Here is a 17,133-nt window from a genome sequence, read left to right on the forward strand (position 1 = left end):
CTCGCGGCCGGAGGCCGCCCTCAATCCTTGACGACGATCGGCCTCGCCGCGGCGACCGCGATCTCCGCCTCGGGCAGGAGCCCACACCGCGCCTCGGCCTCCGGAGGCACCAGCGGATCGAGCATGGGACGCCGCCCATCGAGGGCGGCCAGCGTCCGTTCCACCGACACGGCCTCGGGTCCCGGCGCCTCGATCAGCAGATGCTCGAGAGCGTAGCGGTAGCGATGAGAGCGGCGGCCGGTCTCGAAGCGGACCCAGGCGATGAGGCAGCGGTTCTCGGCCACCCGCATGGCGGCCTGGCGGACGTCGCGGTCGTCCAGACTCTTGGCGAAGGGCAAGCTGCGCAGGCGCAGGGCATCGCCCTCCTTCACCCGCAGAGCCAGGGCGGCGAATTGCGGGATGAGCCGGGCGTCAGTCGCGATATCCTCCGACAGGCGCCGGTAGCGGGAGACCGGCGACCGAAAGCGCTCTGCCATCAAGGTGTCGTGATAGGCCGCCGGATCGTCGATCCGCCAGGAGGCGGGCAGCACGCGGGTACGCGTGAGATTGGCGAGGACGTCCGTGAAGGCATCATGGCCAGCCGCCGGCATCAGGAAGCGCCAGGCGCGGTCGCGCAGGGTGCGTTCCTCGTCCGTGAAGGGGAAGGTGGAAACCGGCTCCTCGCGCTCCCGCGCGGCGAGGGTTCCCGTGGTCTCGATCAGGCTGTTCCAGGCGCCGGCCTTAGGCCGTCCGAAATCGCCCTCCTGCGCGCAGCCGGCGAGGAGTGCCAGGGTCGCGAGCGGCATCAGGCCTACCGGGCGCAGCCACGCGGCGTGCCGGCGTCCGGTCCGGGGGAAGGGCACCATGCGGGACCGCGCTCTGGTCGTGGCTTCAGGAGCGGCGGCGCAAGCGCTGCGCAGGCGCTTCGGGCTCGGGCATGCGCTCGTAGCGGATCCCGGTGAAGAGCAGGATCGCGCCCCGCGGCGTATCCGCGTCGGCCCGCCGGAAGCGGCGTGCCGTGGCCGGGAACGTGACGACCGTGGCCGTCGGACGCTCGGGACGGCGATCGATGCCGCCGGCATCGGGCAACCTGTGGCTGTTCATCGGCTGATTTCCGATTCCATTCGATCTCTGAGGCGAGCCGTTATCGGCCTGCCACCGCCGCTTCCGGGCCGTTCCGGTGTCGGGGTGTTGCCCGCAGAGATCAGCATGGGGTGGTTAACGGAATCTTGCGATGCTGCGGCCGGTCCCGTCTTCCCTCAACACGCGATGGCGGATGCAGCGTGCGTGGCTTCCCTGCCACGGTCGGCGACTCATGGCATGGCCCGCGACTTGCTTCGCAGTGGGCTGCCCATGGCGGGCATTTCCTCCCTTGTACTCGGCCCCGCTCGCCCGGCGAGCGGGGCTTTTTTGCGGGATGGACGCTGGCGCGATCTTGATACGGCTGCCGGATCCAGCACCGCGACCATGGAACACGCGGCGGCCGGAGCGCTTGCTAAGGGCCGGTCGCGCCCGATATGCCGTGTCGCTTCCCATCGAACGACCAGCCTTTTCGCGAACGCACTCTTCCATCCTAGGCATTCTACTTTTTGCACACCTCACTTCCGATTGAAGGACACCGCCGGATGCGCGTGGTTATCTCCCGACTCTTGAGCTCGGCCAAAGGGCTCAGCAAGGCCCTGAGGATCGCGCCATTCGCTCTCCTGATGGTGGCGGTCAGCCCGGCTCAGGCCCAGCGCGAGGACCAGGGCCTTCAGCTGGGATGCGCCAACGACTATTTCCGCCTCTGTGCCGGCGTCGATCCCAACAGCCAGGATGCGGAGCGCTGCATGGACCGCAATCGCGCCCGCCTCTCACCGGAGTGCAAGGCCGCCATCGGCGACTATGACCGCCGCACCGGTGGAAAATCACAGAAGTAAGGTGCCACACGGCACACCGCGTCACGGTCGAGACGGGCATCGACAATGCCCGTCTCAAGACAGAGGTTTGACAGCATGACCCTGACCGTCGCGGTGCAGATGGACCCGATCCAGGCGATCCGGATTGCCGGGGACACCACCTTCGCGCTCCTGCTCGAGGCCCAGGCACGCGGGCATCGCCTGTTGCACTACACGCCGGATCGACTGTCGATGCAGGGTAAGGCCGTGACAGCGCGCGTCGAGGCCCTCACGGTCCGAGACGTGGAGGGCGCGCACGCCAGCCTCGGGCCGATCGAGCGCATCGACCTGTCGAGCGTCGACGTGGTCCTGATGCGCCAGGACCCGCCCTTCGACATGGCCTACATCACCGCGACCCATATGCTGGAGCGGATCCATCCGCGAACCCTGGTGGTGAACAACCCTGTCGAGGTTCGCAACGCGCCGGAGAAGCTGTTCGTCCTCGACTTCCCCGAATTGATGCCGCCGACCCTGATCACGCGCGACAAGGCGGAGATCGAGGCATTCCGTGCCGAGCACGGCGCCATCGTGATGAAGCCCCTGCACGGGCATGGCGGGGCAGCAGTCTTTCGGGTCCTGCCGGAGGACGCGAATTTCGGCTCGATGTTCGACCTGTTCTCGGTGACCTTCCGCGAACAATGGGTGGTGCAGCGCTTCCTGCCGCGCATCACCGAAGGCGACAAGCGCATCATCCTCGTAGACGGCGAGCCGATGGGCGCCATCAACCGGGTGCCTGCGCTCAACGACATCCGCTCGAACATGGTGCGGGGCGGGGCCGCCGCGGCATCGGATCTTACCGAACGCGAGCGCACGATCTGCGCCACCATCGGCCCGGAGCTGAAGCGCCGGGGCCTGATCCTCGTCGGTATCGACGTCATCGACGGCAACCTGACGGAGATCAACGTGACCTCGCCGACCGGCATCCGGGCGATCAAACGCCTCGGCGGCCCGGACCTGGCGGTCTCCGTATGGGATGCGATCGAGGGCCGCGTCGGCAGGGTCCTGTCGGCCTGATCGGCGCGATCCTCCGAGACTTCGGGCAGCAGGTCCCGCCCCCCCCAGAGCTCGCCGCGATCGTTCCCGCGTCAGACCAGCCCGAGCTTCTGGGCGAGGCCGATCCGTTGGAGCTTTCCGGTGGCGCCCTTCGGGATCTCGTCCAGGATCATGATCTTGGCCGGCACCTTGAAGGCGGCCAGCCGCTCCGAGGCGAAGCCGCGCAGTTCCTTCTCGACGAGGTGATGCCCCTCGCGCAGGACGATCGCGGCGCAGACATCTTCGCCGAGCTTGTCGTGCGGCATTGCGAAGGTGACGCATTGCGATACCGCGGGATGGTCCATCAGAATTTCGTCGACCTCGCGGGGCGAGATCTTCTCGCCGCCCCGGTTGATGATCTCCTTGAGACGCCCCGTGATGGTCAGGTAGCCCTCGGGTGACAGCGATCCCTGGTCGCCGGTACGGAACCAGCCCTGCTTGGTGAAGGCCTCGGCATTGGCCTTGTCGTTGTTCTCGTAGCCCGACATCACGTTGTCGCCGCGGATGACGATCTCGCCGGTCTCGCCGGCCGGCAGGGGCTCGCCGTCCTCGTCCACGATCGCGATCTCGGGGCCGGCCGCGAGACCGACCGAACCGGCGTAGTGCGGGCGCGGCGGCAGCGGGTTCGAGGCCATCTGGTGGGACGCCTCCGTCATGCCGTAGGCCTCGATCAGGGGGGCACCGAAGACCTCCTCGATCTCCTTCATGACCTGCGGCGGCATGGAGGAGGAGGACGAGCGGATGAAGCGCAGCGGGTTGGCCGCAATGATCTCCCGGTTGCGCGAGGCGCGGCCGAGGATCGCCTGATGCATCGTCGGCACCGCCGTGTACCAGGTCGGGCGAACCTCGCTCATCCAGCCGAAGAACTTCAGGGCGTTGAAGCCCGGGGTGCAGCAGACCTGGCCGCCGGCCGAGAGCGGAGCCAGGATGCCGGCGATCAGCCCGTGGATGTGGAACAGCGGCATGATGTTGAGGCCGCGATCCTCGGCCGTGAAGGCCACGGTGGTGCGGATGTTGCGGGCGGAGGCGCAGACGTTCGACTGCTTCAGCGGCACGATCTTCGGGCGCGAAGTGGTGCCCGAGGTGTGCAGCACGAGGCCGATGTCGTCGGGTTGGGCCGGGCCGCCCTGGGCGGCCGGGGCTGCGGCGGAGCCCTCGAAGGACAGGGTGAAGCTGCCCGCCCCTTCCGCCGGAGTCGGAGTCAGGCGGACCACGGGGACACCGAGGCGCTCGGCGACTGCCACGGCCGGGCTCTCGGAGCCTTCCGCGACCACGAGCAGGCGGGCATTGAGGTCGGAGAGATAGAACGTGAACTCGTCCGCCTTGTAGCTCGGGTTGAGGGGAGCGGCCGTCGTGCCCGCTCCGATGGCGATGAAGGCGGCCGCCATTTCGGGTCCGTTGTCGAGGACGATGCCGACCCGGTCGTTCCGCCCGATGCCCTGCCCGTTCAGGGCCGCGATCGTCCGGTCGGTGAGCGCACGGAGCTGTCCGAAGGTCAGCGGCACGCCACCGGGGCTCGACAGGGCGGTGGCCTCCTCGGCTCCGGCCCGGATCAGGGCGTGGAGGGTGGTGGCGGCGGTCGTCGGTGCGGCGGTCTCGGCCATGGTCATCGTCCTCGAATGGCTGGGGTTCAGGCCGGTGTGATGGAGAGGCGCCCCTGCGCCCGCTCCAGGCTCTGGGCGAGGAGGCGCATCAGGGCGTAGACGGTGTCGATATGCGGTGTCGGGGTGTCGGTGAGGCGCCCGAGTTCGATGATCGAGCCGACCAGGGCCTCGAGCTCGATGGGCCGGCCGGCCTCCACGTCCTGCAGCATCGAGGTCTTGTGCGCGCCGACCTTCTCGGCCCCCGCGATGCGGCGCTCGATGCCGAGCTTGAAGGTGACGCCGAGGCGGTTGGCGATGGTCTCGGCCTCGCGCATCATGTCGGCGGCGAGCGCCCGGGTCTCGGGGAACTGGCAGATGTCCACCAGGGTGGCGTGGGCCAGGGCCGAGATGGGATTGAAGCTGAGATTGCCCCAGAGCTTGAGCCAGATCTCCGCCCGGATGTCGCTGGTCACCGGCGCACGGAAGCCCGCCTTGATCAAGGTCTGGGCCAGGGACTGCACGCGCGCGGACATGGAGCCGTCGAGTTCGCCGAGGCCGAAGCGGTGGCCCTCGACCACCTGCACCACGCCGGGCTCGGTGAGTACGGCGGCCGGGTACACCACCGAGCCGATCACGTGCTTGGGATCGAGGTGCTTGGCGATGAGACCGCCCGGATCGGCGGTCTCCAGGTGCGTTCCCGTCAGGTCTCCGCCGTGCCCTTGCGAGAAGTACCACCACGGAATGCCGTTCTGCATCGTCACCACCATCGTGTCGGGTCCGATGAGGTGGTGGAGGTCGGCCGCGATCGGCCCGACCTGATGCGCCTTGACGGTGAGAAGCACGATGTCGTGCTGGCCCGCCTCGGCCATGGATTTGGTGGCCTTGAGGTTCGTGACGTGGATCTCGGAGCCGTCTTCCTCGATCAGCCGCATGCCGTTCCGCTGGATGGCGTCGAGGTTGGCGCCGCGCGCGATGAAGGTGACGTCTTCGCCCGCATGGGCGAGGCGCACGCCGAGAAATCCTCCGATGGCGCCGGCGCCGACGATCGCGATGCTCATGTGGGTGTCCCTAAACCTGTCCTGATCACGTCCGCTTCGTGCGATTCGGGTGTCTCACGAAAACCCGTTCGACAACACGCCGATGCCGTCGATCTCGACCTCGACCGTAGCACCCTTGGGGATCGGCCCGGCGCCGACCGAGGTGCCGCAGGCGATGAGGTCGCCGGGCTCCAGGGTCATGCTCCGGGAGAGTTCCGCCACGAGTTCGGCGGGCCGGCGCATCATGTCGGCGAGGGGATAGCGCTGGCGCTCGCGCCCGTTGACCCGCACCGCGACCTCGAGAGCCTCCGGATCGATATCGGTGGCGATCACCGGGCCGAAGGGGCCGAACCCGTCGTATCCCTTGGAGCGCGTCCAGTGCACGAAACTCGGATCGGCCTTCAAGGCCTCCAGCGCGGTGACGTCGTTCACGCAGGTGTAGCCGAAGATGTGCGCGCCCGCCGTCTCGGGGGTCAGGTCGCGGCCGCGCCGGCCGATCACGATCCCGAGTTCGCCTTCGAACAGGAGCCGGCCGGCGCCCTCCGGCGCCGTGACGGTCTGCCCGCTGGCGAGGTAGCAGCTCGCCGGCTTCACGAAATAGAGCGGCATCTCGGGCCGGGTCAGGCCCTGCTTCTTGGCCGAGGCGTGGAAGTTGTTCCACAGGGCGATGTACTTCGAGGGCCGGCACGGCAGGTCGAGGATGACCTCGGACAACGGCAGGGTCGCCCCGGTGGGCACCGGGTCGACGAAGAGGTCGCCCTCGTGGACCGCGATGGTCTCGCCGTCGAGACGGCCGAAACCGCTCGCGCCGTCGTGGAGATAGCGAAGCCAATGAGCCATCGGGTCAGCTCCGCGCGATGAACCGGGCGCGCATCGGCTTCAGGACGAAGAGCGCGAGGAACCCGGCCAGGAAGGCCATGCCGGAGGCGGCGTAGAACACGTTCTGCCAGCTGCCGGTCTTGGCCTGGATCATCAGGAGGATCGGCAGCAGCAGGGCGGCGGTGCCCTTGGCGGTGTAGAGGAGGCCGGCATTGGCCGCCGCGTTCTTGTCGCCGTAGGTGTCGCTGCAGGTGGCGGGAAACAGCGAGTAGATCTCGCCCCAGGCGAAGAACACGAGACCGGTGAGCAGCACGAAGGCCATCGGGATGTGTGCGAACATGCCGAGCGCCAGGATACCGGCGCCCTCGATCATGAAGGCGATCACCATGGTGTTCTCACGGCCGATCTTGTCCGAGACCCAGCCGAAAAACGGTCGGGTCACACCGTTGAGCACCCGGTCGATGGTGAGCGCGAAGGTCAGGGCCGGCAGGGTGATGCCGATGAGCGAGACTTCGACCCCCGCGACCTTGAAGTCTTTGGCGATGGGCGCGAGGGAGGCCGCGGCCATCAGGCCGCCGGCGGCCATCATCACGAACATGAGGTAGAGCAGCCAGAAGACCGGCGTCCGGACCATCTCGGCGGTGGAGTACTGGCGCCGGGTGACGGTGTTCACGATTGCCGTGCGGCCGGCGAGCATCCGGTCCTTGAAGGCGGCGCTCGGCGAGACGAGGAGCAGGGCCGCCAGCATGACGATCAGACCTTGGCCGAGGCCGAACACGAAGAAGGTGTGCTGGTAGCCGGAATCGCGGATCATGTTGGCGATCGGGATCACGGTCAGAGCCGAGCCCGCGCCGAAACCGGCAGCGGTGAGGCCGGCCGCGAAGCCGCGACGGTCGGGAAACCACTTCAGGGCGTTGCCGACGCAGGTGCCGTAGACCGCACCCGCTCCGACGCCGCTGATGGCGGCAGCCGCGTACAGCATGCCCAGGGAATCCGCGTAGGAGTTCATCACCCATCCGAGGGCGCAGAGGGCGCCCCCGAAGATGGTGACGAGGCGCGGGCCGTACTTGTCGACGAACCACCCCTCGATCGGCACCAGCCAAGTCTCCATCACGACGAAGATGGTGAAGGCCCATTGGATGGCGGTGCGCTCCCAGCCGAATTTCTGCTGGATCGGATCGACGAACAACGTCCAGCCGTATTGTAGATTGGCGATCATCGACATGCACAGCACGCCGAGGACAAGCTGTCCCCAGCGGCCGAGAGGCGGCGTATCCACCTTCACGGGAGCATCGACCCTGGCGGCGTGGGCATCCGCAGGCGCGATCGATGGTGCCCCGCGCGTAGCGGGCGCAGCAGTGCGCGCGGTCATGGGCGTCTTCCTCGGATCAACTCTTGTTTGCGAGTTTTGGTTTTATCGGTAATTATTTTGAATTCAAGGATCTGCACCTCGACCAAACCTGCACTTCTTCTGCAAAATTTTTGGGTTAAGCCCGTAAAAAATTTGAGATGCTACGCTGATGCGCGTCGAAGCTGGATTTCCCGCTGCGCTGCGAAGGCGACGTCTGCGGTGCAGTGGTGCGACATGCCGCCGGCCGTCTCCCGGCCGTCGCGAAACTGTCGGGAATGGAACCAACGGCAGTGCACACCGTTACGCTTGCCAGACGACGCCGGGTTGCGGCCTGCGGCCCGGCGTTCAACCCGACACAAGCTTCATGGAGCGTTTGATGAGCAGCACGACGGACAAGATCAAGGGTCTCGCCAACGAGGCCGTCGGCAACATCAAGCAAGGCATCGGTTCGGCGACCGGCAACGAGAAGCTTCAGGCCGAGGGCAAGGCCCAGGAACTGAAGGGCGAAGCTCAGAAGACCGTCGGTGAGGCCAAGGACGGCATCAAGGGCGCGGCACAGAGCGCTGCCGACGCTGTCAAGAAGATCTGAGCGATCCGTCTCCCTGCCCTCAGCCGCTGACGGATGGGGGATCGAGCGGCGCGGCTGACTCTGCCGCGCCATGGACAGAGGCCCGGCCGGAACGACCACTCACGAGAGCTTCGGCGTTCCGGCAGAGGCCGAGACGAAGAGGATTCAGCATGAACCGCGATCAGATCGAGGGCGGAATTCGCAACATTCGGGGCCGCGGGCGCTCCGCACTCGGCGCCGTGACCGGGCGGGTTCGTCCGCAGGCCGAAGGCGCCTACGATCAGGCTGCCGGCGCCGTCCAGTACGCCTATGGCCGAGCCCGGGATACCGCCGACGAGTTGCAGCGCGATGGAGCCCACCTCGTCGACGAGGCGCGTCACCGGGGCCGAGCGATCGCCGGCGACCTGCAGGAGCGCGGCCGGATCTACCAGGACGAGGCGATACGTCGTGGGCGGGCCGTTGCCCGCCGGGCCGACGAGAACAAGGCCACCACGCTTCTTCTCGTGGCCGCTGCCGCCTTCAGCGCCGGATGGCTCCTGCGCCGCACCCGCTGAGCCGTCGATTCACCACCTGACGAAGGCCGGGGCGCCCATGCGTCCCGGCCTTCTTCGTGTCGAACGGTTCGGCATCGCGCCCCTTGGATGAGGGATGGTTTCCGTGGCACGCAGGGCGACGCGCGGCGATTCAATCGCTCCGCCCGAGGAGAGCGGGGATGCCGATACGCCACTGGGCCGAGTTGACGACGGACGAGATTCGGGATCGTGACATGGGTTGCGCCATTGCCGTGCTGCCCGTCGCCGCCATCGAGCAGCACGGCCCTCACCTGCCCTTGGCCACCGACGCAATCATCGCCGAGGGCTATCTCGCGCGCCTGATGGCGCTGCCGGCCGACGATCTCGACGTGCTGCTCCTGCCTATCCAGGTGATCGGCAAATCCGACGAGCACGAGAGCTTTCCCGGCACCCTGTCGCTGACCACGGCGACGGCCCTGCAGGCTTGGGCCGGGATCGGCGATGCCGTCCGCCGGGCCGGCTGCTCCAAGCTCGTCATCGTCACCTCGCATGGCGGCAACAGCGGCCTGATCGACCTGTTGGCCGGGGACTTGCGCGGGCGCCACGCGATGGTGGCGGTGACCACCGCCTGGAGTCGGTTCGGCTACCCGGATCAACTGTTTCCCGAATTGGAGATTCTTCACGGCATCCATGGCGGCGGCATCGAGACCGCCCTGATGCTGGCCCTGCGGCCGGACCTGGTGCGGCGTCAGGAGATCACGGATTTCACACCGCGCACGCTGGCGATGACGCGGACCTTCACGCACCTGCGCGCCGGTCGCCCCGCCGCCTTCGCCTGGCGGGCGGAAGACCTCAACCCGGCCGGTGCCATCGGCGATGCCCGGCTCGGTACGGCGGAGGCGGGGACCCTTGCCCTCGACCATGGCGCAAAAGCCTTCCTCGAACTCCTGCGCGACGTCGATCGCTTCCGTCTTGCCGAGTGAGACATGGACACGTGAGACATCGGACAGGGCGAGGGTCGGTCCCATGCGCTCCGTAACCTTCGGAGATGCCGGCGCGAACAAGCGTGATGCGGGAGGCCCGACCCCCCGGATCATGGAGCACACCCGATGGCCTGTGCCGTCCCGGCCGGACACGTCCTGCCCGCCCCGCGTGCCCGCGATGCCTTCGGCTGGCCCCGAAGCCCCCGACACCCGGCGGTGCGTGGTGGACTGCTGGAGCGCATGACCCCGGACCAAGCTCTCGCGGCCGGCATGGCGGCCGCCCAGGCAGGTGACGCGGAGGCCTATCGCTGCCTGTTGCGCGACTGCCTGCCGGTGATCGCCGGGATGGCGCGGGCACAGGGCGTCCGGCCGGAGGCGGTGGACGACGTCGTTCAGGACGTGCTGCTGACGATCCATCGGGCGCGGGCGACCTACGACCCGGCCCGGCCTTTCCTGCCCTGGCTGCGCGCCATCACCCAGCGGCGGGCCATCGACCGGATGCGCCGGGCCGGCCGACGCCCGCGGGAGGTCCATGATCCCATCGCCTACGAGGCGGAGGTCGATCGCGGCCCCGCTCCGGAGCACGGACTGGAGGCGCGCGACCGCCAGCGCAGCCTCGCCCGGGCGGTCGCCGCCCTGCCCGAAGGACAGCGCCAGGCGGTGGAGCATCTCGCCCTGCAGGAGCGCAGCCTGGACGAGACGGCCGCGTTGACGGGACGCAGCAAGGGCGCCCTGAAGGTGAACCTGCACCGGGCGCTCAAGGCCCTGCGCCGGACGCTCGGGCCGGGATCCACCGATCAGGACGCGGCCGGTGGCCCCCGGACGGACGAGCGAGGACACCACGATGCCTGATGCGCCCCGCACGCCCGCGCAGGACCGCCTCGTGGACACCCTCGCCGGCGGTCTGCGGCCGGTCCGGCGCCTGCCTGCGCCGTCGTTGCGGGCGCTCGCCTGGTGCGCGGCCGCTCTCGGGCTGGGCCTCGCGCTAATGCCGTTCGCCGATCTCGAGGCTCTTCGCGCCCGCATGGCGGTGGCCGACCTGCGCTACGCCGCCCTCGGCGCGGTGCTGACCGCCGTCGCGGCGGTCGTCGCGGCGTTCCAGACCAGCGTGCCGGGACGCTCCTCCGCCTGGGCGTTGCTGCCCCTGGCGCCGGTCGCCCTCTGGATCGGCGCCAGCGGTGCCGGCTGCCTGCGCGACTGGGTGGTGCCCGGGGCCGATTCGGCCGACATGCACCAGACCGGCGGATGCGTCGCCTTCCTGCTCACCGTCTCGATCCCGCTGTCGCTGGTCCTCGTCTGGATGCTGCGGCGGGCCTGCCCCCTGCGTCCCAACCTCACGGCGGCCCTGGCAGGACTCTCGGCGGCGGCGGCGGCGGCGGCACTCCTCGTGCCGTTTCACCCGCACGACGCCACCGCGACGGACCTCGCCCTCCATGCGCTCGTGGTCGGCCTCGTGATCGCGGGCAACAGCCTCGCCGGCGGACGCCTGCTCGGACGGGGCTGAGCCGCGTCACGTCCAGGCGAGGAGAACCTCCTCGGTGGTCACGGGGTGGACCTGCTGGCCGTCGCGGCGATGACACGTCGTCGGCAGGGCGTCGTGCGCCTCGTCCGGGCATCGCCAGGGTGTCGATGCCGCGCGTCCGCGGGCGGGCATCGAGGTCGGTGCCGGTGCTAGCCGCCTCGGGTGCCGCGGCCTTCGCCCGGATGCTGGGCCAGGATGAAGCGGTGAAGCTGGTGCGCGCCGAGGCGCGCCGGGGCGCGCACGCCACTCGCTCACGATCCCCTCCCCTCTTGTCCACCGCCGGCCCTGGACGGGCCGGTCTGGATCAACCGCGATTGCGGAGCGGAGTTCTGTGAAATGATGCCCGGAGCCTGAGGCTAGAGGCTCCCTTTGTCGAAATAAAATGCATTCCGTCAAAAACTGAACACGACGTGCGCCCGTCGGTTCTCGGGTTATCCGGAGGCCGATGTCTCCGTGTACACGCCCATCGCACCGCCGCCAGCGTGACGAATGGGCTCTTCTTGTTCGAGAATGGCGAGATCTCCGCATGTTGTACTATGATAAGCGCCTCCAATACCCCGTGAAGGTCGACAGTCCGGACCCGATCTTCGCGCGGATGCTGCAGCAGGCCATCGGCGGTATCGAGGGCGAGATCCGCGTCTGCATGCAGTACTTCTTCCAGGGCTGGGGGGCGCGCGGACCGACGACCAAGTACCGCGACATGCTGCTCAACACCGCGACGGAGGAGATCGGCCATATCGAGATGCTGGCCACCGCGGTGGCGCTGAATCTCGAGACCGCGCCGACGGCGCTGCAGGAGGAGGGGGCGGCCGATGGCGTCGTCGGAGCCGTGATGGGCGGGGCGAACCCGCGCCACGCCATCGAGGGCATGCTGCACCGGCACGTGCTCTCCACCGGCCTGGCGGCCTACCCGGCCAATTGCGACGGCGTGCCCTTCGACATGAGCCATGTCTACGCCAGTGGAAATCTCGCGGCGGACATGTATTGCAACGTCGCCGCCGAGACGACGGGCCGTGTCCTGGCGGTTCGCCTGTTCAACGCCGCCCATGATGCCGGCATGAAGGACATGCTGCACTTTCTCATCGCGCGGGACACCATGCACCAGCAGCAATGGCTCGCGGTGATCGAGGAGCTCGGCGGCGACGAAGGCAACCTGCCGATCCCGAACAGCTTCCCGCAGAGCAAGGAACACGAGAAGTTCAATTACAACTTCTTCGCCACCACCCGCGACGGCGCCCCGCCGCCGGCCGGGCGCTGGACCAGCGGGCCGTCCCTCGACGGCAAGGGCACGTTCACGGTGGTCCAGAACGAGCCGATGGGCGAGGTGCCCGATCTCGGTCCGGCGCGGCCCGACAGCGGTGCGCAGACCCAGCAGATGTGAGGCTCCGGACGCGCCGGTATACCGGCGGGGTCGTGTCGAGGTCGCGGGGTTTTCGCCCCGCGCCGCTCAGGCGGCGCGGATCGCGGCCGCGACCTCGCCCGGATACTCCTCGTGCGGGCTGAGCGCGCCCGGCACCGAGGCCCGGGCGACCCGGCCGGTGGCGATCAGCGCGTCCATCTCGGCGCCGGAGCGGCGCGGCGCCCGCTCCGGCCGCAGGACCAGGACCGGCGGCAGGCCGGGAGCGTCGAACAGGTCGAGGAAGTCCCGGCGGCTGGCGAAGGGGTCGAGGCCGCCGGTGACGAAGGCGGCGGTGCCGAAGCGGCCGCCGTTCTGGCGGGTGATGGCGTGCTTGTCGGCGATGACGCCCGGGGTGACGTGGTCGGGGTCGGCATAGACGTGGGCGCGCATCATCCGGCCGATGACCGGGCGGCTGATGTTGATGCGGTAGAGGGCGTCGCCCAGGAGCGGCAGCTCGACGGCCCGGCGCAGGCCGGCGAACAGGCCCTTGCGCTCCGGCCCGAGGGCGGTGGGCAGGGGCCCGCGCCAGGTCGGGGCGACGAGGACGAGGCGCGCGAAGGCCCGGGGGTGGCGCCGGGCGGCGGCCACGAGGTAGCCGGCCGCGTGGCCGGCCGCGACGCCGAGGGCGTAGGGCCCGGGGGCCTCCGCCAGCAGGGCGTCGAGGAAGGCGTGCATCGTCTCCGGGTTCATCGGCACCCGGGCGCGGACATGGTCGCCGAAGCCCGGCCAGTCCGGCACGAGGCAGCGATAGGCGTGGCCGAGATCCTTGGCCAGGGGCCGCATCTCGACCCGGGCCGAGATCGAGGACAGGGCCGGCAGCAGCAGAGCGTCGGGGCCGCTGCCCACGACGTCGTAGGGGGTCGGGACGCGGCGCCCGGCGAATTTCAGCGCGAAGCTCCGGGCGGAATGGGCCGGGTCGATCATCGTACGCCTCTTCCTCGCTTCCGGGACGATTCCACCGGCACCAGATGGGGCATGGCCGGCCGCACCGGCACGCGACCGAGCGACGCCCCGAAAGGGGCTTCGCTCGGAAACTCGTGACGCGATCCGGCGACGCCCCGAAAGAGGCTTCGCTCGGAAACTCGTGACGCGATCCGGCGACGCCTCGGGAAGCGGCTTCGCCCGGAGCCGGGTCGATCGATCCGGCGATGCCCCGGGATCAGGTGCGGAGGAGCTCGTTGATGGCGGTCTTGGAGCGGGTGCCGGCGTCGACGCGCTTGACGATTACCGCGCAGTAGAGGCCCGGGCCGGGGCTGCCGTCGGGCAGGTCCTTGCCCGGCGTGGTGCCGGAGACCACCACCGAGTAGGGCGGCACCCGGCCGTACATCACCTCGCCGGTGGTCCGGTCGATGATCTTGGTGGAGGCGCCGATATAGACGCCCATGGAGAGCACGCTGCCCTCGCCGACGATCACGCCCTCGGCCACCTCGGCGCGGGCGCCGATGAAGCAGTTGTCCTCGATGATGACCGGGTTGGCCTGGAGCGGCTCGAGCACGCCCGCGATGCCGGCGCCGCCGGAGATGTGGCAGTTCTTCCCCACCTGGGCGCAGGAGCCGATGGTGACCCAGGTGTCGACCATGGTGCCCTCGCCCACATGGGCGCCGAGGTTGATGAAGCTCGGCATCAGCACCGCGCCGGGGGCGATGTAGGAGCCGCGGCGCACCACGCAGCCGGGCACCGCCCGGAAGCCGGCCTCGCGAAAATGCTTCTTCTTCCAGCCCTCGAACTTCGAGGGCACCTTGTCCCACCAGGTGGCGCCGTCGGGGCCGCCATGGATGATCTCCATGTCGTTGAGGCGGAAGGAGAGCAGCACCGCCTTCTTGAGCCACTGGTTGACCTGCCAGTCGTCGCCGACCTTCTCGGCGACCCGGGCCTTGCCGGAATCGAGCAGGGTCAGGGCCTCCTCGACGGCCTCGCGCACGGCGCCCTTGGTGCCGGTGTCGATGCCGGCGCGCTCCTCCCAGGCGGTCTCGATGGTGGCGGCGAGGTCGGCGGGGGACGCGTGGTGCGACATGGGGCAGGTTCCGGCAACGGATCGGGACGGGCCCCGTGCTTACAAAAGCCCGTCCGGCCTGTCACCTTCGCGGCGGCGCGCGTCGGGACGGCGCCGGGCGGCCGGGCTCACCCCGCGGTCATGGGCTTGGAGCTGGCATGGCCGCAGGCGTCGTAGCGGCGCTCGATGAAGAAGTAGTCCTTCATGGTGGTGTTGAAGTACTTGGCCGAGACGGAGACCTCGCGCTTGGCGGGCCGCCCCTCGGTGATGGCGCTGGGCACCCGCTCGATGGTGCAGCACTCGGTCTTGTCCCCGAGATAGTCGAGCCGGTTGGCATAGGCCCGCCCGCCGTGATCGCCGTTCTTGACGATGTCGCGGATCATGATGTCGACATAGGCCTCGTCGGGCAGGGTCGCGTTGGTCTCGTAGCAGATCAGCAGCCGGGTCGACTGCTCGTAGAGCAGGTAGCCCCCGCCGGCGACCGCCGTCGCGAAGAAGGTGATGACCGCCGCCTGGGCGGCCCATCCCTTCGGTTTCTCCTCAGCGGCTTGCGCCATCGCAGTCACACACCTCCGCGGGCCAGGCCGGCGCCGCCCGGAGGGCGCGGGACATGGCTTCGCCCGCACGCCGGACGACGCGCAGGGCCGAGCTTGCACCGAAAATCATGACAAATGGTTTCGGAAATCGGGAGGTTCGTCGCGTTCGGGAGATCGGGAACGGCGCCGGGCTTTCGAAAGCCCGCGGGCTCGGATCTCCCGGCCGAACGCGTCCGGCAGGCCCGTCCCTGCTCCTCAGGGCGCGATCCGGTCGAACCGGTCGCTCAACCCGGCGAGGTCGCCCGCGAAGGTGGCGAGGTCGGCGCTGAGCTCGCCGTGGATCGCCTGGGCGGCGTCGGGAAACTCCTCCAGCACCCGGCGCATCAGGGTCGGGGTGATGCGGACCACCTCGGCGGGGCTCGCCGCGTCGGCGTCGCAGGGGCGCTCGCCGCGCTGGAACAGGGCGAGGCGCCCGATCAGGCCCGACCGGCCGACGGTGACGGGGGCCGCGCGTCCGCCCCGCGGGGTCAGCGTGAGGCTGCCCGACATCACCACGTAGCCGCCGTCTCCGCGCTCCCCCTGCGCGAACAGGCGCTCGCCCGCGGCCAGGCTGCGGCGCTCCGCGGCGAAGGAGAGCAGGCGCAGGGCGTCCCGGCCCATGAAGCCGAACAGCGGGGCGGCGCTCAGAATCGCGATGTCGTCGTCGAGCCCCACCTGCCGCCCTTCCAGTGCCGCGCTGCCGGACCAGCTTAGCCGAAGCGCCGGGCGCGTGAAACGGCGGGGTTTCCGATGCCGGGAACCGAGCGTTCGCCCCGCGGCGCGCCCCTGCGCGCTTGATCCGGCACGCGACGGAGGCCGTCGACGACGATCCGATGCCGCGGACGTCGCGCGAATAGCGCGGTCGACGGATCGGATTGCCGAAAGAGGGCGCGTCACGACGCGGGTCGCGAGACCCGGTCGGGCACGGCCCTAGGGCAGCAGCTTGTAGCCGCCGCCCTCGGTGACGAGGATCGCGGCCAGGGCTGGGTTCGGCTCGATCTTCTGGCGCAGGCGGTAGATGTGGGTCTCGAGGGTGTGGGTGGTGACCTGCGCGTTGTAGCCCCAGACCTCGGCGAGCAGGGTGTCGCGGCCGACCACCTCGCGGCCCGCCCGGTAGAGGAAGCGCAGGATCGCGGTCTCCTTCTCGGTGAGCTTCAGCTTCGAGCCGCGCTCGCCCACCAGCAGCTTGGCGCCGGGGCGGAAGGTGTAGGGGCCGATCTGGAACACGGCGTCCTCGCTGGCCTCGTGGCTGCGCAGGTGGGCGCGGATGCGCGCCAGCAGGACGGCGAACTTGAACGGCTTGGTGACGTAGTCGTTGGCGCCGGCCTCCAGGCCCTCGACCGTGTCGTCCTCGGAATCCTGCGCCGTCAGCATGATGACCGGTCCGCGATAGCCGCTGCGGCGCATGGCGCGCACGGCCTCGCGCCCGTCCATGTCGGGCAGGCCGACATCCATCACCGCGAGGTCGATCCGGTCCTCGGTGACGCGCGTGATCGCGCTCTGCCCGTCGAGGGCCGTCAGGACGGTGAATTCATCGTACAGATCGAGCTGCTCCATCAGCGTCTCGCGCAGCGAGGCGTCGTCGTCGCAGATCAGCAGGCGATGGGTATTCGGCATCGACCGAAGGACTTTCAGGCAGTTTGCAGGACGTGCCGCTGGTCCCTGAGGACCATCGGCGGGCGGTGGCGAACAGGATCAACGGTTGCGGCGACTTTCGACGGCACCATGATGACACGGGGCCACTATCTTGCCGTATGTAAATCGCATCGCGCACATTAAACCAAGAATTCCGGCCGCGCACAATACGGTTGTGCGCAGCCTAACCCCCGCGAAACGGCCGGGA

The 17,133-nt window shown here is 69.2% G+C and carries 19 protein-coding genes; 8 read left to right on the plus strand and 11 right to left on the minus strand.

Annotation, left to right across the window (positions count from 1 at the left end; all coding sequences use genetic code 11):
• Positions 1–20: 20 nt before the first annotated feature.
• Both ASF49_RS11060 and ASF49_RS11065 read right to left on the minus strand, forming a co-directional pair.
• A complete protein-coding gene (locus ASF49_RS11060; RefSeq protein ID WP_156652958.1) occupies positions 21–785 on the minus strand; it encodes a hypothetical protein in 765 nt (254 codons plus the stop codon).
• Positions 786–870: 85 nt separating this feature from the next.
• Positions 871–1,083 carry a hypothetical protein gene (locus ASF49_RS11065; protein WP_056472170.1) on the minus strand — a complete coding sequence of 71 codons (213 nt, stop codon included), beginning with the start codon at positions 1,081–1,083 and terminating at the stop codon, positions 871–873.
• 521 nt (positions 1,084–1,604) lie between these two features.
• On the opposite strand from ASF49_RS11065, the gene ASF49_RS11070 reads away from it, so the two are divergent.
• Together ASF49_RS11070 and gshB are read left to right on the plus strand one after the other, a co-directional pair.
• Positions 1,605–1,898, plus strand: coding sequence for a hypothetical protein (locus tag ASF49_RS11070; protein ID WP_056472173.1), 294 nt, complete (start codon positions 1,605–1,607; stop codon positions 1,896–1,898).
• A gap of 75 nt (positions 1,899–1,973) precedes the next feature.
• A complete protein-coding gene (gshB, locus tag ASF49_RS11075) occupies positions 1,974–2,930 on the plus strand; it encodes a glutathione synthase (RefSeq protein WP_056472175.1) in 957 nt (318 codons plus the stop codon).
• Between the two features lie 71 nt (positions 2,931–3,001).
• On the opposite strand, the gene ASF49_RS11080 is transcribed toward gshB, so the two are convergent.
• The 4 genes from ASF49_RS11080 to oxlT are packed head-to-tail and all read right to left on the minus strand — an operon-like array spanning position 3,002 to position 7,759.
• The gene (locus ASF49_RS11080; RefSeq protein ID WP_056472179.1) at positions 3,002–4,558 is read right to left on the minus strand and encodes an acyl--CoA ligase; all 1,557 of its coding nucleotides are present in this window, start codon (positions 4,556–4,558) and stop codon (positions 3,002–3,004) included.
• A 20-nt stretch (positions 4,559–4,578) separates the two neighbouring features.
• Positions 4,579–5,589 (minus strand): ketopantoate reductase family protein, encoded by a 1,011-nt coding sequence (locus ASF49_RS11085; protein ID WP_056472183.1) that lies wholly within the window; start codon positions 5,587–5,589, stop codon positions 4,579–4,581.
• A gap of 54 nt (positions 5,590–5,643) precedes the next feature.
• Positions 5,644–6,408 (minus strand): fumarylacetoacetate hydrolase family protein, encoded by a 765-nt coding sequence (locus ASF49_RS11090; protein ID WP_056472186.1) that lies wholly within the window; start codon positions 6,406–6,408, stop codon positions 5,644–5,646.
• Positions 6,409–6,412: 4 nt separating this feature from the next.
• Complete coding sequence (gene oxlT, locus ASF49_RS11095) at positions 6,413–7,759, minus strand: oxalate/formate MFS antiporter (RefSeq protein WP_082511138.1); 1,347 nt, start codon at positions 7,757–7,759, stop codon at positions 6,413–6,415.
• 355 nt (positions 7,760–8,114) lie between these two features.
• Here oxlT and ASF49_RS11100 point away from each other — a divergent pair, with 355 nt between their 5' ends.
• From ASF49_RS11100 to ASF49_RS11125, 6 genes are all read left to right on the plus strand, one after another.
• Positions 8,115–8,327: a CsbD family protein gene (locus ASF49_RS11100; RefSeq protein ID WP_056472194.1), complete on the plus strand. Its 213-nt coding sequence runs from the start codon at positions 8,115–8,117 to the stop codon at positions 8,325–8,327.
• 149 nt (positions 8,328–8,476) lie between these two features.
• Entirely contained in the window at positions 8,477–8,860 is a 384-nt protein-coding gene (locus ASF49_RS11105; protein ID WP_056472196.1) for a CsbD family protein, read from the plus strand.
• 158 nt (positions 8,861–9,018) lie between these two features.
• Positions 9,019–9,801 carry a creatininase family protein gene (locus ASF49_RS11110; protein WP_056472199.1) on the plus strand — a complete coding sequence of 261 codons (783 nt, stop codon included), beginning with the start codon at positions 9,019–9,021 and terminating at the stop codon, positions 9,799–9,801.
• A gap of 240 nt (positions 9,802–10,041) precedes the next feature.
• A complete protein-coding gene (locus ASF49_RS11115) occupies positions 10,042–10,653 on the plus strand; it encodes an RNA polymerase sigma factor (protein WP_056472202.1) in 612 nt (203 codons plus the stop codon).
• On the plus strand, positions 10,646–11,305 hold the full coding sequence (locus tag ASF49_RS11120) for an NrsF family protein (protein WP_056472207.1): 660 nt from the start codon (positions 10,646–10,648) through the stop codon (positions 11,303–11,305). The genes ASF49_RS11115 and ASF49_RS11120 overlap by 8 nt, the downstream gene beginning before the upstream one ends.
• A 544-nt stretch (positions 11,306–11,849) precedes the next feature.
• Entirely contained in the window at positions 11,850–12,704 is an 855-nt protein-coding gene (locus tag ASF49_RS11125; protein WP_056472211.1) for a manganese catalase family protein, read from the plus strand.
• Positions 12,705–12,770: 66 nt separating this feature from the next.
• On the opposite strand, the gene ASF49_RS11130 is transcribed toward ASF49_RS11125, so the two are convergent.
• The 5 genes from ASF49_RS11130 to ASF49_RS11150 all read right to left on the minus strand — a co-directional run bounded on the left by ASF49_RS11130 (position 12,771) and on the right by ASF49_RS11150 (position 16,907).
• Positions 12,771–13,646 (minus strand): alpha/beta fold hydrolase, encoded by an 876-nt coding sequence (locus ASF49_RS11130; RefSeq protein WP_082511140.1) that lies wholly within the window; start codon positions 13,644–13,646, stop codon positions 12,771–12,773.
• Positions 13,647–13,881: 235 nt separating this feature from the next.
• On the minus strand, positions 13,882–14,736 hold the full coding sequence (gene dapD / locus ASF49_RS11135; RefSeq protein WP_056472214.1) for a 2,3,4,5-tetrahydropyridine-2,6-dicarboxylate N-succinyltransferase: 855 nt from the start codon (positions 14,734–14,736) through the stop codon (positions 13,882–13,884).
• A 107-nt stretch (positions 14,737–14,843) separates the two neighbouring features.
• Positions 14,844–15,272 (minus strand): hypothetical protein, encoded by a 429-nt coding sequence (locus ASF49_RS11140; RefSeq protein ID WP_056472218.1) that lies wholly within the window; start codon positions 15,270–15,272, stop codon positions 14,844–14,846.
• Between the two features lie 234 nt (positions 15,273–15,506).
• Complete coding sequence (locus ASF49_RS11145) at positions 15,507–15,965, minus strand: cyclic nucleotide-binding domain-containing protein (protein WP_056472222.1); 459 nt, start codon at positions 15,963–15,965, stop codon at positions 15,507–15,509.
• 255 nt (positions 15,966–16,220) lie between these two features.
• Positions 16,221–16,907, minus strand: coding sequence for a response regulator transcription factor (locus ASF49_RS11150; protein WP_056472226.1), 687 nt, complete (start codon positions 16,905–16,907; stop codon positions 16,221–16,223).
• Positions 16,908–17,133 lie beyond the last annotated feature (226 nt).

The organism is Methylobacterium sp. Leaf104 (genome assembly GCF_001422885.1).
Classification (GTDB): Bacteria; Pseudomonadota; Alphaproteobacteria; order Rhizobiales; family Beijerinckiaceae; genus Methylobacterium.